The 18,133-nt window shown below is 66.3% G+C and carries 15 protein-coding genes; 6 read left to right on the forward strand and 9 right to left on the reverse strand.

Translation table 11 applies throughout. From position 1 onward, the window contains the following. The first annotated feature begins 84 nt into the window (after positions 1-84). Positions 85-666 (forward strand): 5-formyltetrahydrofolate cyclo-ligase, encoded by a 582-nt coding sequence (locus DND132_RS09715; protein WP_014322558.1) that lies wholly within the window; start codon positions 85-87, stop codon positions 664-666. Beyond that, positions 654-1,418 carry a purine nucleoside phosphorylase YfiH/LACC1 family protein gene (locus DND132_RS09720; protein WP_014322559.1) on the forward strand — a complete coding sequence of 255 codons (765 nt, stop codon included), beginning with the start codon at positions 654-656 and terminating at the stop codon, positions 1,416-1,418. Before DND132_RS09715 ends, DND132_RS09720 begins: the two co-directional genes overlap by 13 nt. Positions 1,419-1,428: 10 nt before the next feature. On the opposite strand, the gene DND132_RS09725 is transcribed toward DND132_RS09720, so the two are convergent. Next, positions 1,429-1,956: a hypothetical protein gene (locus tag DND132_RS09725; RefSeq protein ID WP_014322560.1), complete on the reverse strand. Its 528-nt coding sequence runs from the start codon at positions 1,954-1,956 to the stop codon at positions 1,429-1,431. Between the two features lie 66 nt (positions 1,957-2,022). Further along, complete coding sequence (locus tag DND132_RS09730) at positions 2,023-2,769, reverse strand: hypothetical protein (protein ID WP_014322561.1); 747 nt, start codon at positions 2,767-2,769, stop codon at positions 2,023-2,025. 101 nt (positions 2,770-2,870) lie between these two features. On the opposite strand from DND132_RS09730, the gene DND132_RS17675 reads away from it, so the two are divergent. After that, on the forward strand, positions 2,871-3,656 hold the full coding sequence (locus DND132_RS17675) for an ankyrin repeat domain-containing protein (RefSeq protein WP_014322562.1): 786 nt from the start codon (positions 2,871-2,873) through the stop codon (positions 3,654-3,656). Positions 3,657-3,677: 21 nt separating this feature from the next. Here DND132_RS17675 and DND132_RS09740 read toward each other — a convergent pair whose 3' ends face one another. Beyond that, positions 3,678-4,979 (reverse strand): hypothetical protein, encoded by a 1,302-nt coding sequence (locus tag DND132_RS09740; protein ID WP_014322563.1) that lies wholly within the window; start codon positions 4,977-4,979, stop codon positions 3,678-3,680. Further along, positions 4,976-6,199, reverse strand: a complete 1,224-nt coding sequence (locus DND132_RS09745) for a hypothetical protein (protein ID WP_014322564.1) — start codon at positions 6,197-6,199, stop codon at positions 4,976-4,978. Before DND132_RS09745 ends, DND132_RS09740 begins: the two co-directional genes overlap by 4 nt. A gap of 207 nt (positions 6,200-6,406) precedes the next feature. Between DND132_RS09745 and DND132_RS18500 the strand changes: the two genes are divergently transcribed. From DND132_RS18500 to DND132_RS09755, 3 genes are all read left to right on the forward strand, one after another. Continuing rightward, positions 6,407-6,583 (forward strand): hypothetical protein, encoded by a 177-nt coding sequence (locus tag DND132_RS18500; RefSeq protein WP_014322565.1) that lies wholly within the window; start codon positions 6,407-6,409, stop codon positions 6,581-6,583. Positions 6,584-6,586: 3 nt separating this feature from the next. After that, entirely contained in the window at positions 6,587-7,975 is a 1,389-nt protein-coding gene (locus tag DND132_RS09750) for a B12-binding domain-containing radical SAM protein (RefSeq protein ID WP_014322566.1), read from the forward strand. A 531-nt stretch (positions 7,976-8,506) separates the two neighbouring features. Continuing rightward, the gene (locus DND132_RS09755; RefSeq protein WP_014322567.1) at positions 8,507-9,781 is read left to right on the forward strand and encodes a Y-family DNA polymerase; all 1,275 of its coding nucleotides are present in this window, start codon (positions 8,507-8,509) and stop codon (positions 9,779-9,781) included. A 130-nt stretch (positions 9,782-9,911) separates the two neighbouring features. On the opposite strand, the gene DND132_RS09760 is transcribed toward DND132_RS09755, so the two are convergent. From DND132_RS09760 to DND132_RS09780, 5 genes are read right to left on the reverse strand one after another with little or no spacing between them, the layout of a single operon-like run. Beyond that, positions 9,912-10,361 carry a hypothetical protein gene (locus DND132_RS09760; protein ID WP_014322568.1) on the reverse strand — a complete coding sequence of 150 codons (450 nt, stop codon included), beginning with the start codon at positions 10,359-10,361 and terminating at the stop codon, positions 9,912-9,914. A gap of 24 nt (positions 10,362-10,385) precedes the next feature. Next, positions 10,386-14,306 carry an efflux RND transporter permease subunit gene (locus tag DND132_RS09765; RefSeq protein WP_014322569.1) on the reverse strand — a complete coding sequence of 1,307 codons (3,921 nt, stop codon included), beginning with the start codon at positions 14,304-14,306 and terminating at the stop codon, positions 10,386-10,388. A 12-nt stretch (positions 14,307-14,318) separates the two neighbouring features. Then, a complete protein-coding gene (locus DND132_RS09770; protein WP_014322570.1) occupies positions 14,319-16,448 on the reverse strand; it encodes an efflux RND transporter periplasmic adaptor subunit in 2,130 nt (709 codons plus the stop codon). An 18-nt stretch (positions 16,449-16,466) separates the two neighbouring features. Next, positions 16,467-16,754 (reverse strand): YHS domain-containing protein, encoded by a 288-nt coding sequence (locus DND132_RS09775; protein ID WP_014322571.1) that lies wholly within the window; start codon positions 16,752-16,754, stop codon positions 16,467-16,469. Continuing rightward, the gene (locus tag DND132_RS09780) at positions 16,754-18,118 is read right to left on the reverse strand and encodes a TolC family protein (protein WP_014322572.1); all 1,365 of its coding nucleotides are present in this window, start codon (positions 18,116-18,118) and stop codon (positions 16,754-16,756) included. Before DND132_RS09780 ends, DND132_RS09775 begins: the two co-directional genes overlap by 1 nt. Positions 18,119-18,133 lie beyond the last annotated feature (15 nt).

An 18,133-nucleotide genomic window follows, 5' to 3' on the forward strand; every position in this document is an offset into this window, starting at 1 on the left:
CGAAATCCAAGGCCCATGTCGGCGTCACCCGGATTTCACGGCTTGGCGCTGGATTGTCGCTCCGGGCCATGGTATCGTGCAGCCATGCCTGAAACGGAAAAAGACGCGCTGCGGAAGCGGCTCATCGAGCGCCGCGCAGGCCTGTCCGCCGAGGAGGTGGCCGAGGCCAGCGAGGGGGTCGTGTCGCTCATCCGCACCCTGATCGAATGGAGGAACGCGGGCGAGGTCCTGCTCTACTGGCCGGTGCGCGGCGAGATCGACCTGCGCCCGCTGATGGCCGACCTGTGGCAGCGCGGCAGCCGCGTGCTGCTTCCCCGCTGCCGCCCGGACCAGCCCGGCGAGATGGACCTGGCCTGCGCAACGGGCGAGCACGAGCTGGTGCCCGGCGCCTTCGCCATCATGGAGCCGGACGCGGACAAATGTCCGCCCGTGCCCACGTGCCGCCCGGACATCGCCCTGGTGCCCGGCGTGGGCTTCGACCGCAGGGGCAACCGCCTGGGCTTCGGCGGCGGGTACTATGACCGGCTGCTGGCCACGGACGCCCTGCGCGACACCCTGGTCATCGGCGTGGCCCACGAATTCCAGCTCGTGGACGCCGTGCCCGTCCAGCCTTGGGACAGGCCGGTCCACGTGGTCTGCACCGAAGAGAAGTTATGGCGGCCATAGCCTTTTTCCCCTTCGAGTTCGTGGACGTGCCGCAGGTGGCCTGCGCCTTCACCTCCCGCCAGGGGGGCGTGTCCGAGCCGCCCCACGACTCGGCCAACATCAGCTTCGACGTGGGCGACGAGCCCGAGGCCGTGGCCGCCAACCGGCGGTTGGTCTTCGAGCGCATGGGCCTGACCGGCTGGTGCGAGCTGAACCAGGTGCACGGCGACGTCATCCGTTTCGACCCCGCGCCCCACGCGCCCGAGGACCACGCGAGCGAGGACGGCGACGGCATGGCCACGGCCGAGCCGGGGCACGGCCTGGTCATCAAGACCGCCGACTGCCAGCCCATCCTCCTGGCCCACCGCTCGGGCCGTTTCGTGGCCGGGCTGCACGCGGGCTGGCGCGGCAACAGGATGGATTTTCCGGGCTCGGGCGTGCGCCGCTTCTGCGAGCGCTACGACCTGAAACCCAGGGACGTCTTTGCCGTGCGCGGCCCGTCCCTCGGCCCCACGGCCGCCGAGTTCGTCAACTTCGAGACCGACTTCGGCCCGGCCTTCCGGCCCTGGTACGACCCCGAGACACGGACCATGGACCTCTGGCGGCTGACCCGCGACCAGCTCATGGACGCGGGCGTGCCGGAGCGGCAGATCTTCGGCCTGGACCTGTGCACCCTGACCATGGAGGAGACCTTCTTCTCCTACCGCAAGGCATGCGCCCGCCCCATCCGGCAGACCGGACGGCAGTGCGGGATCATCTGGATCCGGAAATAGCCCGGTCCGCTCACCAGCACAGAAGGGGCGGCAGCCCCATCTTCGCGGCGAAGCGCATCTCGAAAAAGAGGACCGCGTAATACCCGGCAATCCCGAGCCACAGCCACAGCCAGACGGCGAAAGCGCCCTTCCACCCCCTGTCGTCGGCCAGTGCGAAGGCGGCTATGCCCGTCAGCATGCAGGCGACGGCACAGGCCAGGGCGGTGACGATGAGCATCAGCCCGTGAATCGTACCAGCCCGCCACTGCGCCGCCGTGGACGCGATGACGAGCACCGCGTAGACGACCTTTACCGGCCAGCCGCCCAGGGGACGCGGGTCCCTCCCACTCTTCAGGAGCGAGGCGAGGCCAAGGGCGAAAAGCGGCCCAAGAAAAGGCAGGTAAAGCGGCACCTCCGTCAACAGGGCCACGGGGTCGTTGGACACCAGGGCGAACGCGGCCGGGATCAGCATGGCCGTGGCGGCGTAAACCGCCAGCATGAGAATCGGATGCCGCGCGATCCCTCCCCCTTCCGGCCGATGTTCGTATTCCCTGTCCAAGACTCGCCTTCTCCTTTTTGATTGCACGTTCGCCCGGCCCGCTCGTCAGGACCGGGAATCCGAGGCCTACTCCTCGGGCCAGCGCAGGGTCATCCGTTGGAAACGGTAGCCGGGCCCGAAGAACGCCGCGAAGTCCTGCGGCCGGATGACCCGGACCTCCCGCCCGTTCCGGGCCGTGTGGACCGGCCGCATGGCGTTGACGAACCGGCCCCTGTCCTTGCCGCTCACGAGGCTGCGCTTGACGGCCCCGCCCACCCCGCTTCCGGGGACGGACACCGTTCCCGGATTCGGGCCGAGGGTCAGGGTCACGGACCGCCCCTCGCCCAGGTCCAGGGTCAGGGGGTCCATGGAGAGGGTATGCCCGCCGCCGCCCCCTCTGACCAGGGTCCCGAACAGGTTGCCCGTGAGACGGCAGATGCCCGACGCGCTCCTGGGGCCGTCCGGCGTGTCCGCCTCGAGCGTCACCGACACGTCGTAGCCGCTCCAGGAAGGGACCCGCTCCAACAGCCCGGCCATGGGGATGAGCAGGACCGAGGCCAGGACGAAGACCAGCACCCCCCACCAGAACCACTTGAACGCGCGGCGCGCGAACAGCCGCACGAGAACGGCCATGACCAGCAGGATCAACGGGGAGCCGAGGATGACGGCGGTCCCTTCGGCGATGTCGGCCAGCCACCAGAACAGCCACGTCCCCGGGACGACCAGCAGGGCGATGCCCACGGGCTTCTTGATCTTCCCTTCCCACTCGTCCTCGGTTCCGGCGGCCACCATCATGAGCACCAGAAATCCGACGAACATCAACACAAAGGGCATGGGTTCTCCTTCGGCGTCGCGGATTGCCGCGACCGGGTGGACAGGGCGGCGTCCGGCCATGTATGATTCATATATAGATCACCTTTTACGGGACGGGTCCAATGCAACACCGACTTTTCCGCGCCCCCTGGCACATGTTCCTCCTGCTCCTCCTGGCCCTGGCCCCGGTGCGGGCCCAGGCGGACGCGCTCCAGATGGCCCGGCCCGACATGCCCGAAAATCCCGAACTCAGGGCCATCGCCGAACGGGCCGACAACGTGACCACCACCAGGATACTCCTGGCCATCGAGCGCACGGACAACGCCAACATCAAAAATTCCTTCGGCCAGAACATCCTCATCCAGCTCATCTCCCTCCAGGCCCCGGACCAGGAGGCCTCCTTCCGCACCCTGGTGGCCATGGGGGCGGACATGAACATCGTGGACCAGGACCACCTCACCCCGCTGCTCTACGCCATCGGCAGCGGCGACATGGAGGCCACCAGGGCGCTCCTCAAGCTGGGGGCCAAAACCGAGATTCCGGACAAGAGCCCCAACGCCCTGCACTTCGCCCTGTCCCGCCGGCGCTACGAGGAGGCCCGCCTGCTCCTGGACAACGGGGTGGACGTCAACGTCTTGGGCCCCAACCGGGACACCCCCCTCCACCAGGCCTGCCTGGCCGCGCCCGAGGCGTTCATCGCCGACCTGCTGGCCCGCGGGGCCCACGTCAATGCCCGGGAAAAGACCGGCCTGACCCCGCTGCACGCGGCCGCCTTCCGGGGCGACCCGGCCATCGTCCAGCTGCTCCTGGACGCGGGCGCGAACCCGGCCATCGAGGACAACAACGGCCACGTGCCCAGGGACTGGGCAGTGTGGGAACATCACGACGAGGCCGCCGCGCTGCTATAGGCCGCCGGGCGAAACACGCATCTAGTCCGGCACCTTGCGCAGGACGTACAGCCTGTTCAGGGCGTCCCCGCCCTTCAGGACCTCGATCCGGACGCTGAAGCGGATGCCCAGGCCGTTGTCTTCATACCAGACCGTGCGCCGAGACCCGATATCGTCGGCCGGGACGACCCAGAGGGCGGGCCGGGCCCTGCCCACCAGCGTCATGGGCGCGCCCGTCACCGGGACCGGTTCGCCGGAGCGCTCCTCGAGCGCCTTCCGGGCGATGACCGGCAACGCCCGGAGATGCTTGTCGTCCATTTGCAGCTCGGCCCGGAGGACGCCCTTGCCCGGCAGATTCATGGAGGGGAGCGAGCCCTCCACGCGCAAGGCCCCCGCATACGTCCGTTCGGAGGCCAGGACCTTGCGCTCCACGGTGATGACCGAGGTCTCCCGCCGGGCGCCTTTGGCGCTCTCGGCCTCAAAGACGACCCTGTAGCTGGCCAGGTCCCGCCAGAAGAACGTTTCGGTCAGGTAGCTCCAACCGCCTGCCCCGGCGAACAGGAGCACGGTCACGACCACGGCCGTGGCCAGCCCCTTGCCGCCGATCGCGGCCGCGCGCCGAACCGCCCCGCCGCCGAACCGGCGGGCCGCCCAGAGCGCACCCCCGGCCCCAACGGCCCACGGGATCAGGTCATACGGAACCCGCGTCATCCGCCAGGGGTATTTCCAGAATCCGTCGTAATACCACCAGCCCAGGGTCAGCGCGCCCGCCAGCAGGCACCACGGCGGGGAGGCGCGCCACAGCCCGAGCAGCCCGCGCCCGTCGCGCGCCAGGTCGAGGACGACCAGCAGGAGAAAGGGAATCGCGGTCCAGGCCCTGGCCGCCATGGCCAGGCAGGACGCGCCGTAGCACACGCCGAGCCCCAGCCAGAGCCAGGCGAAAAGCGTCCCGATCACCGGGCGGTAGTAGCCCAGGACGCCGATCACGGCCGTGGCCACCAGGAGGCCGCCGATCAGGAACGGCAGGCCGAAGAACAGGATATAGGGAATGGCCTCGAACCCCTCGCGCCACCACAGGGCGACCATGGCCGCGCCCAGGAGCCCGGCATAGGCCGCCCTGTGCCGCTTCATGAACCGCTTGAAATCGTCCTCGCCCGCGATCAGCCCGGCCTCCACGCCGCGCCGGTACGCGCCGCCGAACCCGGCCAGCAGGACCGCCGGGAAGAGGCACGGCGACAGGAAGCCGATCCACAGGTTCCAGTGCAGGGACCGGTTCCACAGGGACAGGAGGATCAGGCCGACGAGCGCGGCGAAGACGCCGAAGAGAACCCTGCCCGCCCTCATTCGCCGCCCCCCTGGCCGCCGGGGCTCCACTTCGGGTCGTTCCAGTCCGTGTTCCGGGTCACGGTCCCGTCGAGCATCTCCAGGCGCAGGACGTAGTTCGCCTTGCCCGCGACCAGGAGCGGGTATTTGCCGATGGCGCGGGCCACGCCCTGGCCGACCAGGAGCGGGCCGCCGAGAGGCTGCGCGTCGATGAGCGCGCGGGGCACCTCCACCCGGTCCCCCTCGGACAGCCGGTTCAGGTCCCCGGCCGCGAGCAGCCGTTGCGGCAGGGTGACCGGCTCCTCGGCCGCGAACCGCAGCGCGATGCCCAGGTCGTCGGCAAGCGGAATCCTCAGGAAACCGGACCGGGAGCGCACCCGGACGTACTCCCGCCCGCCGCCCGTCTTCACGTCACGCAGGATTCGGACCATGGTCTCGGCCCGCCTGGGGCCGTCCGGCGTGTCCACTTCGAGCGTCAGCAGGTACCGGCAGACCTGGTCCGACGGCCTGGACACCTGGGGCGTGCCGCCGACCAGCTCCACCAGAATCCGGTAGCGCCCGTCGCGCAGGGCATCCCGGTACAGGGCCAGGGTCGCCGGGTCGTACTTCGCGAGGTGGCTTGCCGTGATCCGGGGGAAGAGCTCCTTGTCCACCTCCAGTTCCCGGCCCGCATAGTCCCCGTCCAGCGGCAGGTTAAGCCGCCGCAGGGTATCGGTGTAAAGGCTGCTGAACACGCGGTTCTCGTGCATGGGGAACCCCACGTCGATGCCACGGGCCACCTTGAAATAGCTGGACATGTCCCGGCTGTCCCGCGCCCCCACCCCGCCGGTTGGCTCCCCCCTCAGGGAAAACGCCTTCCGCTCGACGGGCACCAGCCGGTCCACGCGCTTGATCCCGTCGGCCGTGTCCAGCTCGATGATGAACCGGTAGGTGTACGCGTCCTCCCAGGTCAGGTTCCGCTCGGCCCAGCCCGGAGCCAGGCCCACCACCATGACCGCGGCCACGCCGAGCACCAGGCCCGCCACGGTCAGCCAACCCCACTTGGCCGCGCCCTTGAGCCCCGGCCCGCCGAACACGCCCGCCGCGATCGACACGCCGAGGACCGAGACCAGGAGCACCGGGAAGATGAAGAAAAAGAGATAATAGGCGCCGAGCAGGCCCGAGAGCGGGAACAGGACAACGGACCCGGCCGCCACCACCAGGCAGTAGATCACTTCGGGACGCTTGAGGAAGCTCAGCATGAAAGGCCCCCTCGCGTGCGGCGGGCGCACCGAAAGACGGCGGGCGAAATGCGCGACCGGCGACCGGCGGCGCGTGTCCGGGCAGGGGAAAGAGATCGCTTCGGGAACATGGTCCGCACCCCGAAGCAGCCGAGAGCATTTCAGATATAGACGGTCCCGACGGGCAAACGCAAGACTTTTCCCCAAAAATCCGCTACACCTCTGCCCATGAGCCTGCTCCTCAAACTGATCATCATCCTCGGCCTGATCTTTCTGATCGTCAGCCAATTCACCCGGTCCAAACAACAGCGCGTGGCGCGTCGCGACCGGCTGACCAACATCCTGCTCATCGTGGTCATCGTCATGCTCGGGCTGTCCATCCTGACCAACTTCCTGCGCCACTGATCCATGACCCGGCCCGCTTTCCCGCACATCCCCTGGTCGAGCCTCCCCGGCCGGGAGAACGGCCCGCGCGTGCTCGGCGTCAACCCGTGGATCACCGACTTCGCGGCCTTCAACGTCTGGTCGCGGCCCGCCGGGCTGCTCGCCTGTCTGGACATGCTCCGCGCCGCCGGGGCCTCGGTGGCCCTCCTGGACTGCCTGGACCCCACCTGGGAGGCCGCCCCCGACCTCGGCCTGAAGTGGCCGCGTCCCGGCAAATACGGCACCGGCCACTACCCCAAGGAGGAGATCGAGCCGCCCGCGCCGCTGGCCTTCATGGACCGCCGCTACTCGCGCTACGGCCTGCCCCGCGAGCGGGTCGCCGAGGCCCTGGCCGCCCTCGATCCCGCCCCGGACGCCGTGCTGGTCACGACCATCATGACCTACTGGTACCCCGGCGCGCTGGACGTCCTGGACCTCTGCGCCGAGCTGTGGCCCGACGTCCCCCGCCTCCTCGGCGGCACCTACGCCACCCTGTGCGGGGAACACGCCGCGCGCCACGCCGACGCCCATCTCATGGCCGGCCCGCTGGAGACCCCGGAGAACTGGTCGCGCCTGTCCTGGTTGATTGATTTCGATGCCCCGCAACCATCCGGCAACGCAGGGCTTTCATTGGCTCTCGACCTCTACGCCGACCCGCCTTATTCCATCCTGCTCGGCTCGCGCGGCTGTCCCTTCCACTGCGAGTACTGCGCAAGCCACGCCCTGTATCCGCGCTTCCGGCAGGGCACGGCCGACGCGGTCATGAAATCCATACAATCCGAGCACGGCCGGGGCGTGCGCGACTTCGCCTTTTACGACGACGCCCTGCTCATCAACCCGGACCGCTGGCTCTGGCCGGTCCTGGACCGGATCACCGCAGCAGACCTGGGCCTGCGCCTGCACACGCCCAACGCCATGCACGTGCGCCACCTGACCCCCGAGGTCTGCGCCCGCCTCAAGGCGGCGGGACTGACCACGGTCCGCCTGGGGCTGGAGACCACGGACTTCGACCACCGCCACGACGTCAAGCTGACCCGCGAGCAATGGGAGGCCGGGGCGAGAAACCTTGTCTCGGCGGGGTTCGAGCTGGACGACATCGGGGTGTACATCCTGTTCGGCCTGCCCGGACAGGACCTCGGCAACGTGGAGCGGGCGGTCGCCCACGTGCGCGGCTACGGGTTCCGCCCGCACCTGGCGCACTACACCCCCATTCCGGGGTCGCCCATGTTCGGCGCGGCCTGCGCGGCCAGTCCGTACCCCCTGGCCGGGGAGCCGCTCTTCCAGAACAACTCCATCTGGCCCTGCGTGCCGGGAGGGTTCAACTGGGACGAGGCCCGGCGCTGGAAATTACTGTTGCACGGCCAGCAGGGGTAGGTTCGATTCCCTTTCTTGGCGGCGGGAGGAAGGAATAGCTCATTGGGATTGTCCGCGCATCCGCGACCGGACTTTGGGTTGTCATCCTTACTAGGTATTTCGCCTTTACGGCGACTTCCTTTTTTGCCGGCGCAGAAAAAAGGAAGCAAAAACTGCGCTGTGGTGCGAGCGCCCGGCAGCGGACCCTAGAGCCCGTAGGCGGCTCCCGCCGGTTTGATGGAATGGCTGCTCCGCAGACGCAATCAATGCTGCGCTCCCGCCGCCGAACACGGGCTCCAGGGTCCGCCGCCGACTACCGCTCTTCGGGTGTTGGGAATGGCCGTCGCGGCTGGCCGGGTACGAAGAGGATGGGACGCGGGCGTCGGCCGCGCGGCGGGGGTGTGATGGGTTGCCTGGCGGCGGGGCTGGGAGGAGCGCGATTGGGGTGATCCGCGCTTGCGCGGCGGTGGGTGGGGTGGATAGGATGGGGGCGGGCGGCCGGACCCGCGAAGTCCCGATGAACAATTACTGCCGCCGGAGGCGTTGGTTCGTATGGCCTGTTATGCGTTGGTGGATTGCAACAATTTCTACGCCTCGTGCGAGCGGGCGTTCCGGCCGGAGCTGAACGGGCGGCCGGTGGTGGTCCTGTCCAACAACGACGGGTGCATCATCGCGCGGTCCGGGGAGGCCAAGGCCTTGGGCATCGACATGGGCACGCCCTATTTCAAGTGCCGGGCCCTGCTCGAACGGCACGGGGTGGCCGTGTTCTCGTCCAACTACGCCCTGTACGGGGACATGTCCGCCCGGGTCATGCGCATCCTGACGCGGTTCTGCCCGGCCGTGGAGGTCTACTCCATCGACGAGGCGTTCTGCGACCTGAGCGGCGTGCCGGGCGGGGCCGAGGCCTACGGGCGGCGGCTGCGGGCCACGGTGCTCGCCTGGACCGGCATCCCGGTGTCCGTGGGCATCGCCCGGACCAAGACCCTGGCCAAGCTGGCCAACCGGTTCGCCAAGAAACAGGACCGCAGCCGGGGCGTGTTCGACCTGACCACCAGCCCGGACCCGGACCGGGTGCTGCGCTGGACCGACATCGGCGACGTCTGGGGCATCGGCCCGCGCCACGCCAAACGGCTGCGCGCCATGGGCGTGACCAACGCCCTCCAATTCCGGGAGCTCGACCGCGACTGGGTCAAAAAAAAGATGACCGTCAGCGGCCTGCACACCCTGCTCGAACTGCGCGGCCTGCCCTGCCACGACTTCGCCTCCGGCCCGGCCGACAAGAAGACCATCGTCTCCTCGCGCTCCTTCGGCCACCCGGTCACGCGCCTGGACCACATGCTCGAGGCCACCGCCCAGTACACCACCCGGGCCGCCGAAAAACTGCGCAAGCAGCAGTCCGTGGCCTCCGCCATCCTCGTCTACCTGCAAACCAACTCCTTCAGACTCGGCCAGCCGCAATACGCCAACACCCTGTCCGTCCCCCTGGCCGTGGCCACCAACCATACCCCCACCCTCATCCGCGCCGCCCAGACCGCCATGGAACGCATCTTCAAACCCGGCTACCAGTACAAGAAATGCGGCGTCATGCTCTCCGGACTCGAACCCGAACACGGCCGCTGGCTCAACCTCCTCGCCCTGCCCCCCGACCACCGCCCCGGCGACGCCCCGCTCATGCGCGCCGTGGACCGCGTCAACCACCGCTGGGGCCGCGACACCGTCGCCTTCGCCGCCTCCGGCATTACCCGCGACTGGCGCATGAAGCGCGACATGCGCTCCCCGCGATACACCACCGTCTGGGAAGAGATATTGCAGGTGCGGGCCAAGTAGCGAGGCGAGGGCAAGGCGGCATGGCGAAGGGGGAAGACGATTGCCCGTAATGCATGGGCCGGGCGTGAATGAAAATGGCCAGGGCCGCACATTGTGCAACCCTGGCCATTCGGCTTGAAGGCCGCCGGGGTTACATGGCGCTCTTCATCTTTGCCGTGGTCTTCTCCATCTTGTTGATGCCGTCCATCATCATGGGGATGCCCTTGTCGGCGTCCTTTTTGGCCACACCCATTCCCTTCATGGTGATCATCATCTCCTTGTCCAGCTGCTTCAGGAGCGCATCCATCTTGCTGTTTTGGCTCATCTTGGCGTGGGCCTCAACGCCCGCCATGCCGTGGTGCATGTCGGTCATGTGCGTGTTCATGGCCCCCATGGCCGCATCGCGCCGGGTTTCATCCTTCATGGTTTCCACGTCCTGCTTCATCAGGGCCAGGTTGTCCTCCATGACCTTGATGCTCTGCTGAACGGTCATGTCGCCTGCCTTCATGTCGCCGTGATCCATGCCCTGCATGGCGAAGGCCATGCCGGAAACGAGCAGGGTCAGGGCCAGGGTCAGGGTCAGGGTGGTCAATTTCTTCATCGGTAATCTCCTTTGTTTGTATGGTCATTCATTGTCGGATCCGGGGATGCCGAACTTTTGGGCGTGGCGGAATTTGATCTCCTCCACGAGGCAGTACAGCGTGGGCACGACGAACACCGTCAGGATGGCGATGGTCATGCCGCCGAAAGAGGGGATGGCCATGGGCACCATGATGTCCGCCCCCCTGCCGGTGGAGGTCAGGACCGGGATAAGGGCGAGGATGGTGGTGGCCGAGGTCATCAGGGCCGGACGGATACGCCGTTTGGCCCCTTCGAGGATGGCCTTGCGGATGGCCGGGATGCTGCTCATGTCGCGGGTTCCTCGGCTCTCGTCGAGGTAGGTCGCCATGATGACGCCGTCGTCGGAGGCGATGCCGAACAGGGCCAGGAAGCCCACCCAGATGGCCACGCTCAGGTTGATCTGGTGCACCTGGAAGAGGTCGCGCATGTGGGTGCCGAAGACGCTGAAGTTCAGGAACCAGTCCTGTCCGTAGAGCCAGATCATGAGGAACCCGCCGGACCAGGCCACGATGATGCCCGAGAAGACCATCAGGGTCGTGGCGATGGACTTGAACTGCAGATAGAGGATGACCACGATGACCATGAGGGCCAGCGGCAGGATGACCGCCAGTTTCTTCTGCGCCCGGATCTGGTTCTCGTAGTTGCCCGCGAACTCGTAGGACACGCCGCTCGGCACCGTCAGTTCGCCCGAGTCTGTCTTGCTGTCGATGTACGCCCTGGCGTGCTCCACCACGTCGACCTCGGCGAATCCGGGCTTCTTGTCGAAGAGCACGTAGCCGATGAGGAAGGTGTCCTCGCTCTTGATGACCTGCGGACCGCGCACGTAACGCAGTTCGGCCAGCTGTTTGAGCGGAATCTGTTCCCCGGACGGTGCGGCCACCAGGATGTTTTCCAGCCCCTCCATGGTGTCGCGCAGTTCGCGCAGGTAGCGCACGCGCATGGGATACCGCTCGCGGCCTTCGATCGTGGTGGACAGCATCTTGCCGCCCACGGCCACCTCGATGACGTTCTGCACCTTTTGCAGCTTGATGCCGTATCGGGCGATGGCCTCGCGGTCGATCACGATCTCCAGGTACGGCTTGCCCACGATGCGGTCGGCAACCACGGCCGCGGGCTGAATGGAGGGAACCTCCTTGAGGAGCTGCTCCAGCTGCATGCCGAACCGCTCGATGGTCGGCAGGTCCGGTCCCTTGACCTTGATGCCCATGGGGGCGCGCATGCCCGACTGGAGCATGACGATGCGTGCGGCAATGGGCTGAAGCTTGGGCGCGGACGTCGTGCCCGGAATCTCGGCGGCGTGGGCTATCTCGTCCCAGATGTCGTCCGGGTTGCGGATGCCCGGCCATGCGCTTCTGCCGGGGTTCAGGTCCGGGTCGAGCGGTGAGCGCCATTGCCGGAAGGGCTTGCCGCCCTGATCGGGGATCAGCTTGCCGTGCCCGTCGCGGGGATAGAGTCCCTGAACGAGGTAGGACAGCCCGTCGCCCGCGGGCAGAGGCTTGCCGTCGCTGGAGCGGAAGTAGTCCTTCCGGGTCTCGTCGAACCGGAACCGGAGTCGTTTGCCGGACTCGTCGGTGATGTATTCCGGTTTGTAGTTGATGACCGTCTCGATCATGGAGACCGGAGCCGGGTCGAGCGGGGTTTCCGCGCGGCCGAGCTTGCCCACGGCGCTCTCCACCTCCGGGATGTTCAGCATGGCCATGTCCTGTTTGGACAGGACGTCCTGCACTTCGCCGATGGAGGCGTGAGGCATGGTGGTCGGCATGTAGAGGAACGAGCCTTCATCCAGGGGCGGCATGAACTCCTTGCCCAGGCCGGGGAAGGCATGCATGAGCCCGCTGACGGCGCCGGACGCCCGGATGGAATCCGGCAGCCAGGAGGTCATGGCGCCGCCGCCGAACCAGACCAGCCCGCCGAAGAGGATGACGGTAGCCGGGAGCGCCATGAAGGCCGCCTTGTGGTCCAGCACCCAACTCAGCATGGAGCTGTATCCGCGCTGGAACATCTGGAAGAAGAACATCAGCCCGCCGAGGAGCGCCGAGACGAAGATGATGTTGCGCAGGTCGCCCTTTTCCGGCCCCAGGGGCAGCCAGTGGGAGGCCAGGAAGATGGTCACCAGGGCGATGACGCCCCAGTTCTCGGCCTTGGCCCAGATGTTTTCCATTCCGGCGGGCAGGCGGTGCCCGAAGAACCGGCGCAGGCCGAGCGCGATCAGGAGCAGGCCGACCCACCACTTGATGAAGACGCACGCGGCCACGCCGCCCGCGATGTAGAGCACGTCGACAAGGTGGCCGGAAATCCGCTTTTTGGCGTTTGTGTCCTTTCGCCGATAGATGAGGTGTGCGATGGCCGGGAGCACGGTCAGGGCCACGATGATGGAGGCGATGAGCGCGAAGCTCTTGGTATAGGCAAGGGGTTTGAACAGCTTGCCCTCCGGCCCCTCCATGGCGAAGACGGGCAGGAAGCTGACGATGGTCGTGGCCACCGCCGTCATGATGGCGCTGCCCACCTCGGATGCGCCTTCGAAGATCACCTTCAGCCGACTTTCATCCTGGGAGGCGGTCTCGAATTTCTTGAGGATGTTCTCGCAGATGATGATGCCCATATCGACCATGGTGCCGATGGCGATGGCGATGCCGGACAGGGCCACGATGTTGGCGTCCACCTTGAACAGCTTCATGCCGATGAAGACCATCATGACCGCCAGGGGGAGCAGCGAGGAGATGAGCAGCGAGCTGCGCAGGTGCATGACCGCGATGAGCACGACGATGATGGTGATGAGGATTTCCTCGGTCAGGGCCGTGTTCAGGGTCCCGAGCGTCTCGTTGATCAGTCCGGAGCGATCGTAGAACGGGACGATGGTCACCTTGGAGACCGTGCCGTCCGGCAAGACCTTCGACGGCAGCCCCGGAGATATCTCTTTTATCTTTTCCTTGACGTTCTTGATGACCTGGAGCGGGTTTTCCCCGTAGCGGACCACGACCACGCCGCCCACGGCCTCCGCGCCGCCCTTGTCGAGCACCCCCCGCCGCAGGGCCGGGCCGAGCGTGACCCGGGCCACGTCCTTCACCCGGATGGGCACGTTGTTGGAGACCTTGATGACGGCCTCTTCGATGTCGCCGAGATTCTTTACGAAACCGATGCCTCGTATGAGGTATTCAACGCTGTTGATCTCAATGGTCCGCGCACCCACGTCGAGGTTGGACTGCTTCACGGCCGAGAACACGTCCTCCAGGGTGACGCCCGCGGTGCGCATGGCGTCCGGGTCCACGTCGATCTGATACTCCTTGACGAAGCCGCCCGCCGACGCGGCCTCGCTGACGCCATCCGCGCCGAGCAGGGCATAACGGACGTACCAGTCCTGGATGGAGCGCAACTCGTCCAGGTCCCAGCCGCCGGTGGGGTTCCCCTGTTCATCCCGCCCTTCCAGCGTGTACCAGAACACCTGGCCCAGCGCCGTTGCATCCGGGCCGAGGGTTGGCTGGACGCCCTGCGGCAGGGTGCCGGGCGGCAGGCTGTTGAGCTTTTCCAGCAGCCGGGAACGGGACCAGTAGAACTCCACGTCCTCGTTGAAGATGACGTAGATGGTGGAGAAGCCGAACATGGAGTAGCTGCGCACCGTCTTGACGCCGGGGATGCCGAGCAGGGCCACGGTCAGCGGATAGGTGACCTGGTCCTCCATGTCCTGCGGGGACCGGCCCGTCCACTGGGTGAAGACGATCTGCTGGTTTTCGCCGATGTCGGGGATGGCGTCCACCGGGACCGGGTCGCGAGGCAGCCCCTCGATCTTCCAGTCGAACGGGGCCACGACCAGCCCCCAGCCCAGAATGACCGAGACCAGGAGGAAGACGACCAGCTTCTGCTCCAGGCAGAACCGGATGATCTTGTCGGTCAGGGTCTTGGCTTCCATGCGGGGTTTCGTATCCATTTGTCCGCCCTGCTATCGTTTGAGCTGCTGGTTGACTTCGCCGCAGGAGGACATGGCCGTGCCGAAGTAGGGATTGCGCACTGTCTGGTCCCGCTGGAGCCAGGTGGCTCCCGCGTAGTCGAAGGCCATGGGGCAGAAGATTTCATAGAGCGGGCCGCCGGTCTCGATGCCGAGCTTGAGGATGGCCTGGGCCAGCCCCACGGAAAGCGGTTCGAAGCCGGTGCGGACGCCGACGATGTCGTCGGCCTCGCGGATGGCGGTCAGGCCGTCGTTCATCTTGGTCAGGGCTTCCTGCCAGACGTTGTGGGCCGGACCGCTCAGGTCGGAGTCGTTGATCAGCAGGAGGGCGGCGGAGGTCTCGGCGGCGGCCTTCTTGGCCGCCTCCATGTCGTCCACGGCCAGGGCGGCGGCCATGGGTTCGTAGCTGGCGTAGACCAGGCCGAGCTGTTCCCTGAACGGTTTCGGTGCGGTCAACCGTTCGCCGTCACTCAGTTTGAAGTCCGCCTTGAGGTCGGCGTAGTGGCCCTGCATTTCGGTGAATATCCCGTGCAGCCGTTCGACGTCGGTCGCTTCGGCGCCGAGGATGGCGTCGTTGCCCAGCAACATGGCGTGCTCCTTCCAGCGCAGGGCGGAAGTTCCCTCCAGCGCGGAGCCGTCGATCAGGCGCAACTCCTTGTTGAAGCTGCCGAAGGCGAGGTGCGTTTTGTCCAACTCACCTGTTTTGACGGTCTCGGTCAGCCTGGCGAAGGATTCGTCGAGCAGGCGCAGCTTGGAGGTGAACAGGCTCGGCAGTTCGTCCTGCAGGGCCTCGGTTCCGCTCGAGGGATTCATCATGGACGGCCTGGCCACGATCTGGATGGCGCTGTCGATCTTGAAATTGCCCTTGGTGACGACCCGCTCGCCCTCCTTCAGGCCGCTTCTGACGATGTAGTGGTTCCCGGCGCGGGGACCGAGCACGATCTCGCGCCCCTCATACGCCCCGTCCTTGTCCGGGTTGGCCACGTAGACCACGGCCCGTTTGCCGGTGATGAGCGGCGCGGATGCCGGGATGACGAGCGGGGATTCGCCTCCGGTCCGGTCGCCGCCTTTTTTCTGCCGGGCGCGCACGAGCATGCCGGGTTTCAGGCTGCCGTCCTTGTTCCCCACCTCCAGGCGGACCCGGACGGTCCGGGTCTTCTCGTTCACCAGCGGATCGATGTACACGACCTTGCCCTTGAACACCTTGCCCGGATAGGCCTCGGTCTGGAACTCCACCAGCCGGCCCGGCTCGACCCACGGGAGATCGGACTCGTAGGCTTCCAGAATGACCCAGAGGGTGGAGAGGTCGGCCACGGAGTAGATGGAGGTGCCGGTCTTGACGTACTGGCCCTCATTGACGTTCTTGCCGATGACCACGCCGCCCTGGGGGGCATACAGCGTGATGTGGTCGGAGGCCTTGCCGTTCTTGACGACCCGGTCGATCTGTCCCTTGGTCAGGCCGAGGAGGCGCAGCTTCTCGCGGGCGGCATCCTCGGTGCGCCTCGCGCTGTTCTTGACCAGGTCCAGGTTGCTGTTCCTGAGGTCTTCCAGGGCCTTCACCGCCTGGATGAGTTCGGCCTGGGCCGTGAGGAGTTCCGGGCTGTAGATGGAGACCATGGGCTGGCCGGGCTTCACGCGATCGCCGGTGTAGTCGACATACATCTTGTCCACGCGGCCGCCGGTCCAGGCGGTGATGCTCCTGACCCGCGTCTCGTCATAGTCCACCTTGCCGACCATGCGGGTCTCCACGGCCACGTCGAGCCGTCTGACCTCATCGGTGGCGATGCCCGCCAGCTTGCGGGCGCTCTCGGTCAGGGTGATCTCCCGGATGCTGGTGCGCTCCCCTTCCTCCTCGTGCCTGAGGGGGATGAGGTCCATGAAGCAGATGGGGCACTTGCCGGGCTTGGGCAGTCTGATCTGCGGATGCATGGAGCAGGTCCAGGTCACGTTGCCCTCTTCGTCGAAATGCGCATCGAGGTCATGCTCCTTCTCCGCCGTGGCGTTCACGGCGGTTCCGTCGCCGGTGCCGACGTTGACGCCTCTGGCCATGTAGCCCGCAACAAAGGCGGCGATGGCGACGATGATGGTGACCATGACCATCCGCGGGATTCTGAATTTGTTCATGATATCCTCTTGGTTGAGCTAGAACGCCTCGACCGGGGCGTCTTCGGGGAGAACGCCCTTGGCCTGCATCGCGGCGATGTAGAAGTCCGGTTTCTTACGGAACTCGGGCGGACATGAAGGACAGCAGAAATATATTCGTTTGGCCTTGTAGTCCGTGAAAATATCCCTGTTTATGTCAAAGCCCATGACAGGGCATGACGTCTGGTTGCCCGGCTCGGCATGAAGCCGTCCGGCCGCCCACGGCATGACCGAGGCGATGCAGGCGATCAGGACGAATGCGACGATTGTCCAGGTTGTCCGTTTCACTATTTTCCGCTCCTCTTCAGCAGAGAGCCGTGGAATTCGCACGGCAGCTCGATTCCGACCAGGGTCTCGATTTCCGCCAGCCGTTGCGCCTGGTCGGTCAGGGCGCGGTAATAGGCGAGCTGAAGCTCCAGCAGGGTCTGTTCTGCGTCGATGAGGTCCAGGGACGTCCCGGAGCCGGTCATGAACGTCTCCATGATCACGCCCAGAGACTGTTCGGCCTTGGGAACCAGGGTGTCCTTGTAGAGATTGATTTTCCGGCCCGCGTCCCGGTACTTGTACAGGGCCAGTTCCAGGTCCGCCTTGAGCCGTCGTTCCAGGCCGATCCGGCTGCGTTTGGCCGCGAGTATTTTGGCCTGGCTCTCATCGACCGCCGCGGCGCGTGCGCCGAACCACAGGGGGACGTTGAACGACATGGAGGCCAAGACCGGATTCTGGCCGTCGCCGATGACGCCCGGATTGCGGGCGCTGTCGACCTCGGTCACGTCCAGGCCGAAAGTGAAGTCGGGGTAATAGTTGCGTTGGGCCAGATCCCTGCCGGCCTCTTCCTTGGCCGCGACGGTTTCCCAGTAGGCCAGTTGCGGATTGGATTCGCCAAGACGGGCGGACAGCGACTCGTCGCTGTCGGTGATGGACATGACCGGGATACTGTCCGGAAAGGGAATGCTTGTGTCGGCGGGACGGTCCACCAGGGCGTTGAGACGGGCCGCCAGGGGGGACTTGAGGTCCTGGAGGGAGTTGAGCCTGTCTTCGAGTTTGCCCAGTTCGACTTGCGGGCGGATGATGTCGGAGTGCTTGGCGGAGCCGGTGGTGTACCGGGTGGTGGCGATCCTCTCCAGGTATTTCATCAGTTCGATGTTTTCCCTGGTTATCTCGATGGCCCGGGCGAGGTAGGCGTATTCGTAGTAGATCTTCTTCACTTCGAAGAAGGTCGTCAGCTTGAGGCCGTCGAATTTGGCCTTGAGGCCGTCCGCCTCGCGCAGGGCGATGCGCTCCTTGGAGCCGAGCTTGCCGAAGAAGGGCAGGGTCTGGGACATGCCGTACTTGTACCGGGCGGGACCGCCGCGGGTTTCCAGAGGCGTGGTGTAGTAGCCGAAGTTCAACCGGGGGTCCGGCAGGGTATCGGCCTGCATGGCCCGTTTGATGGCGGCCTGCCACTGCTGAAAGGCCGCCTGCAGCTCGTTGTTGTTCTTGGCCGCCAGAACGAGGAACATCCTGAGATCGTCCAACTCCCTCCTGTCGCCGAGGTAACTTCCAGGGGCTGCCTCGTCTTCGACGGGGATCTCCGCCTCTGCCGCGTACGCTCCCGTCATCAACGCCACGAGCATGATCGCTGTCAGGGGAATGGTCGCTATGTGTTTGTTCATCCTGGCTCCGGGTTT

It is taken from the genome of Pseudodesulfovibrio mercurii (genome assembly GCF_000189295.2).
In the GTDB taxonomy this organism is placed as follows: domain Bacteria; phylum Desulfobacterota; class Desulfovibrionia; order Desulfovibrionales; family Desulfovibrionaceae; genus Pseudodesulfovibrio; species Pseudodesulfovibrio mercurii.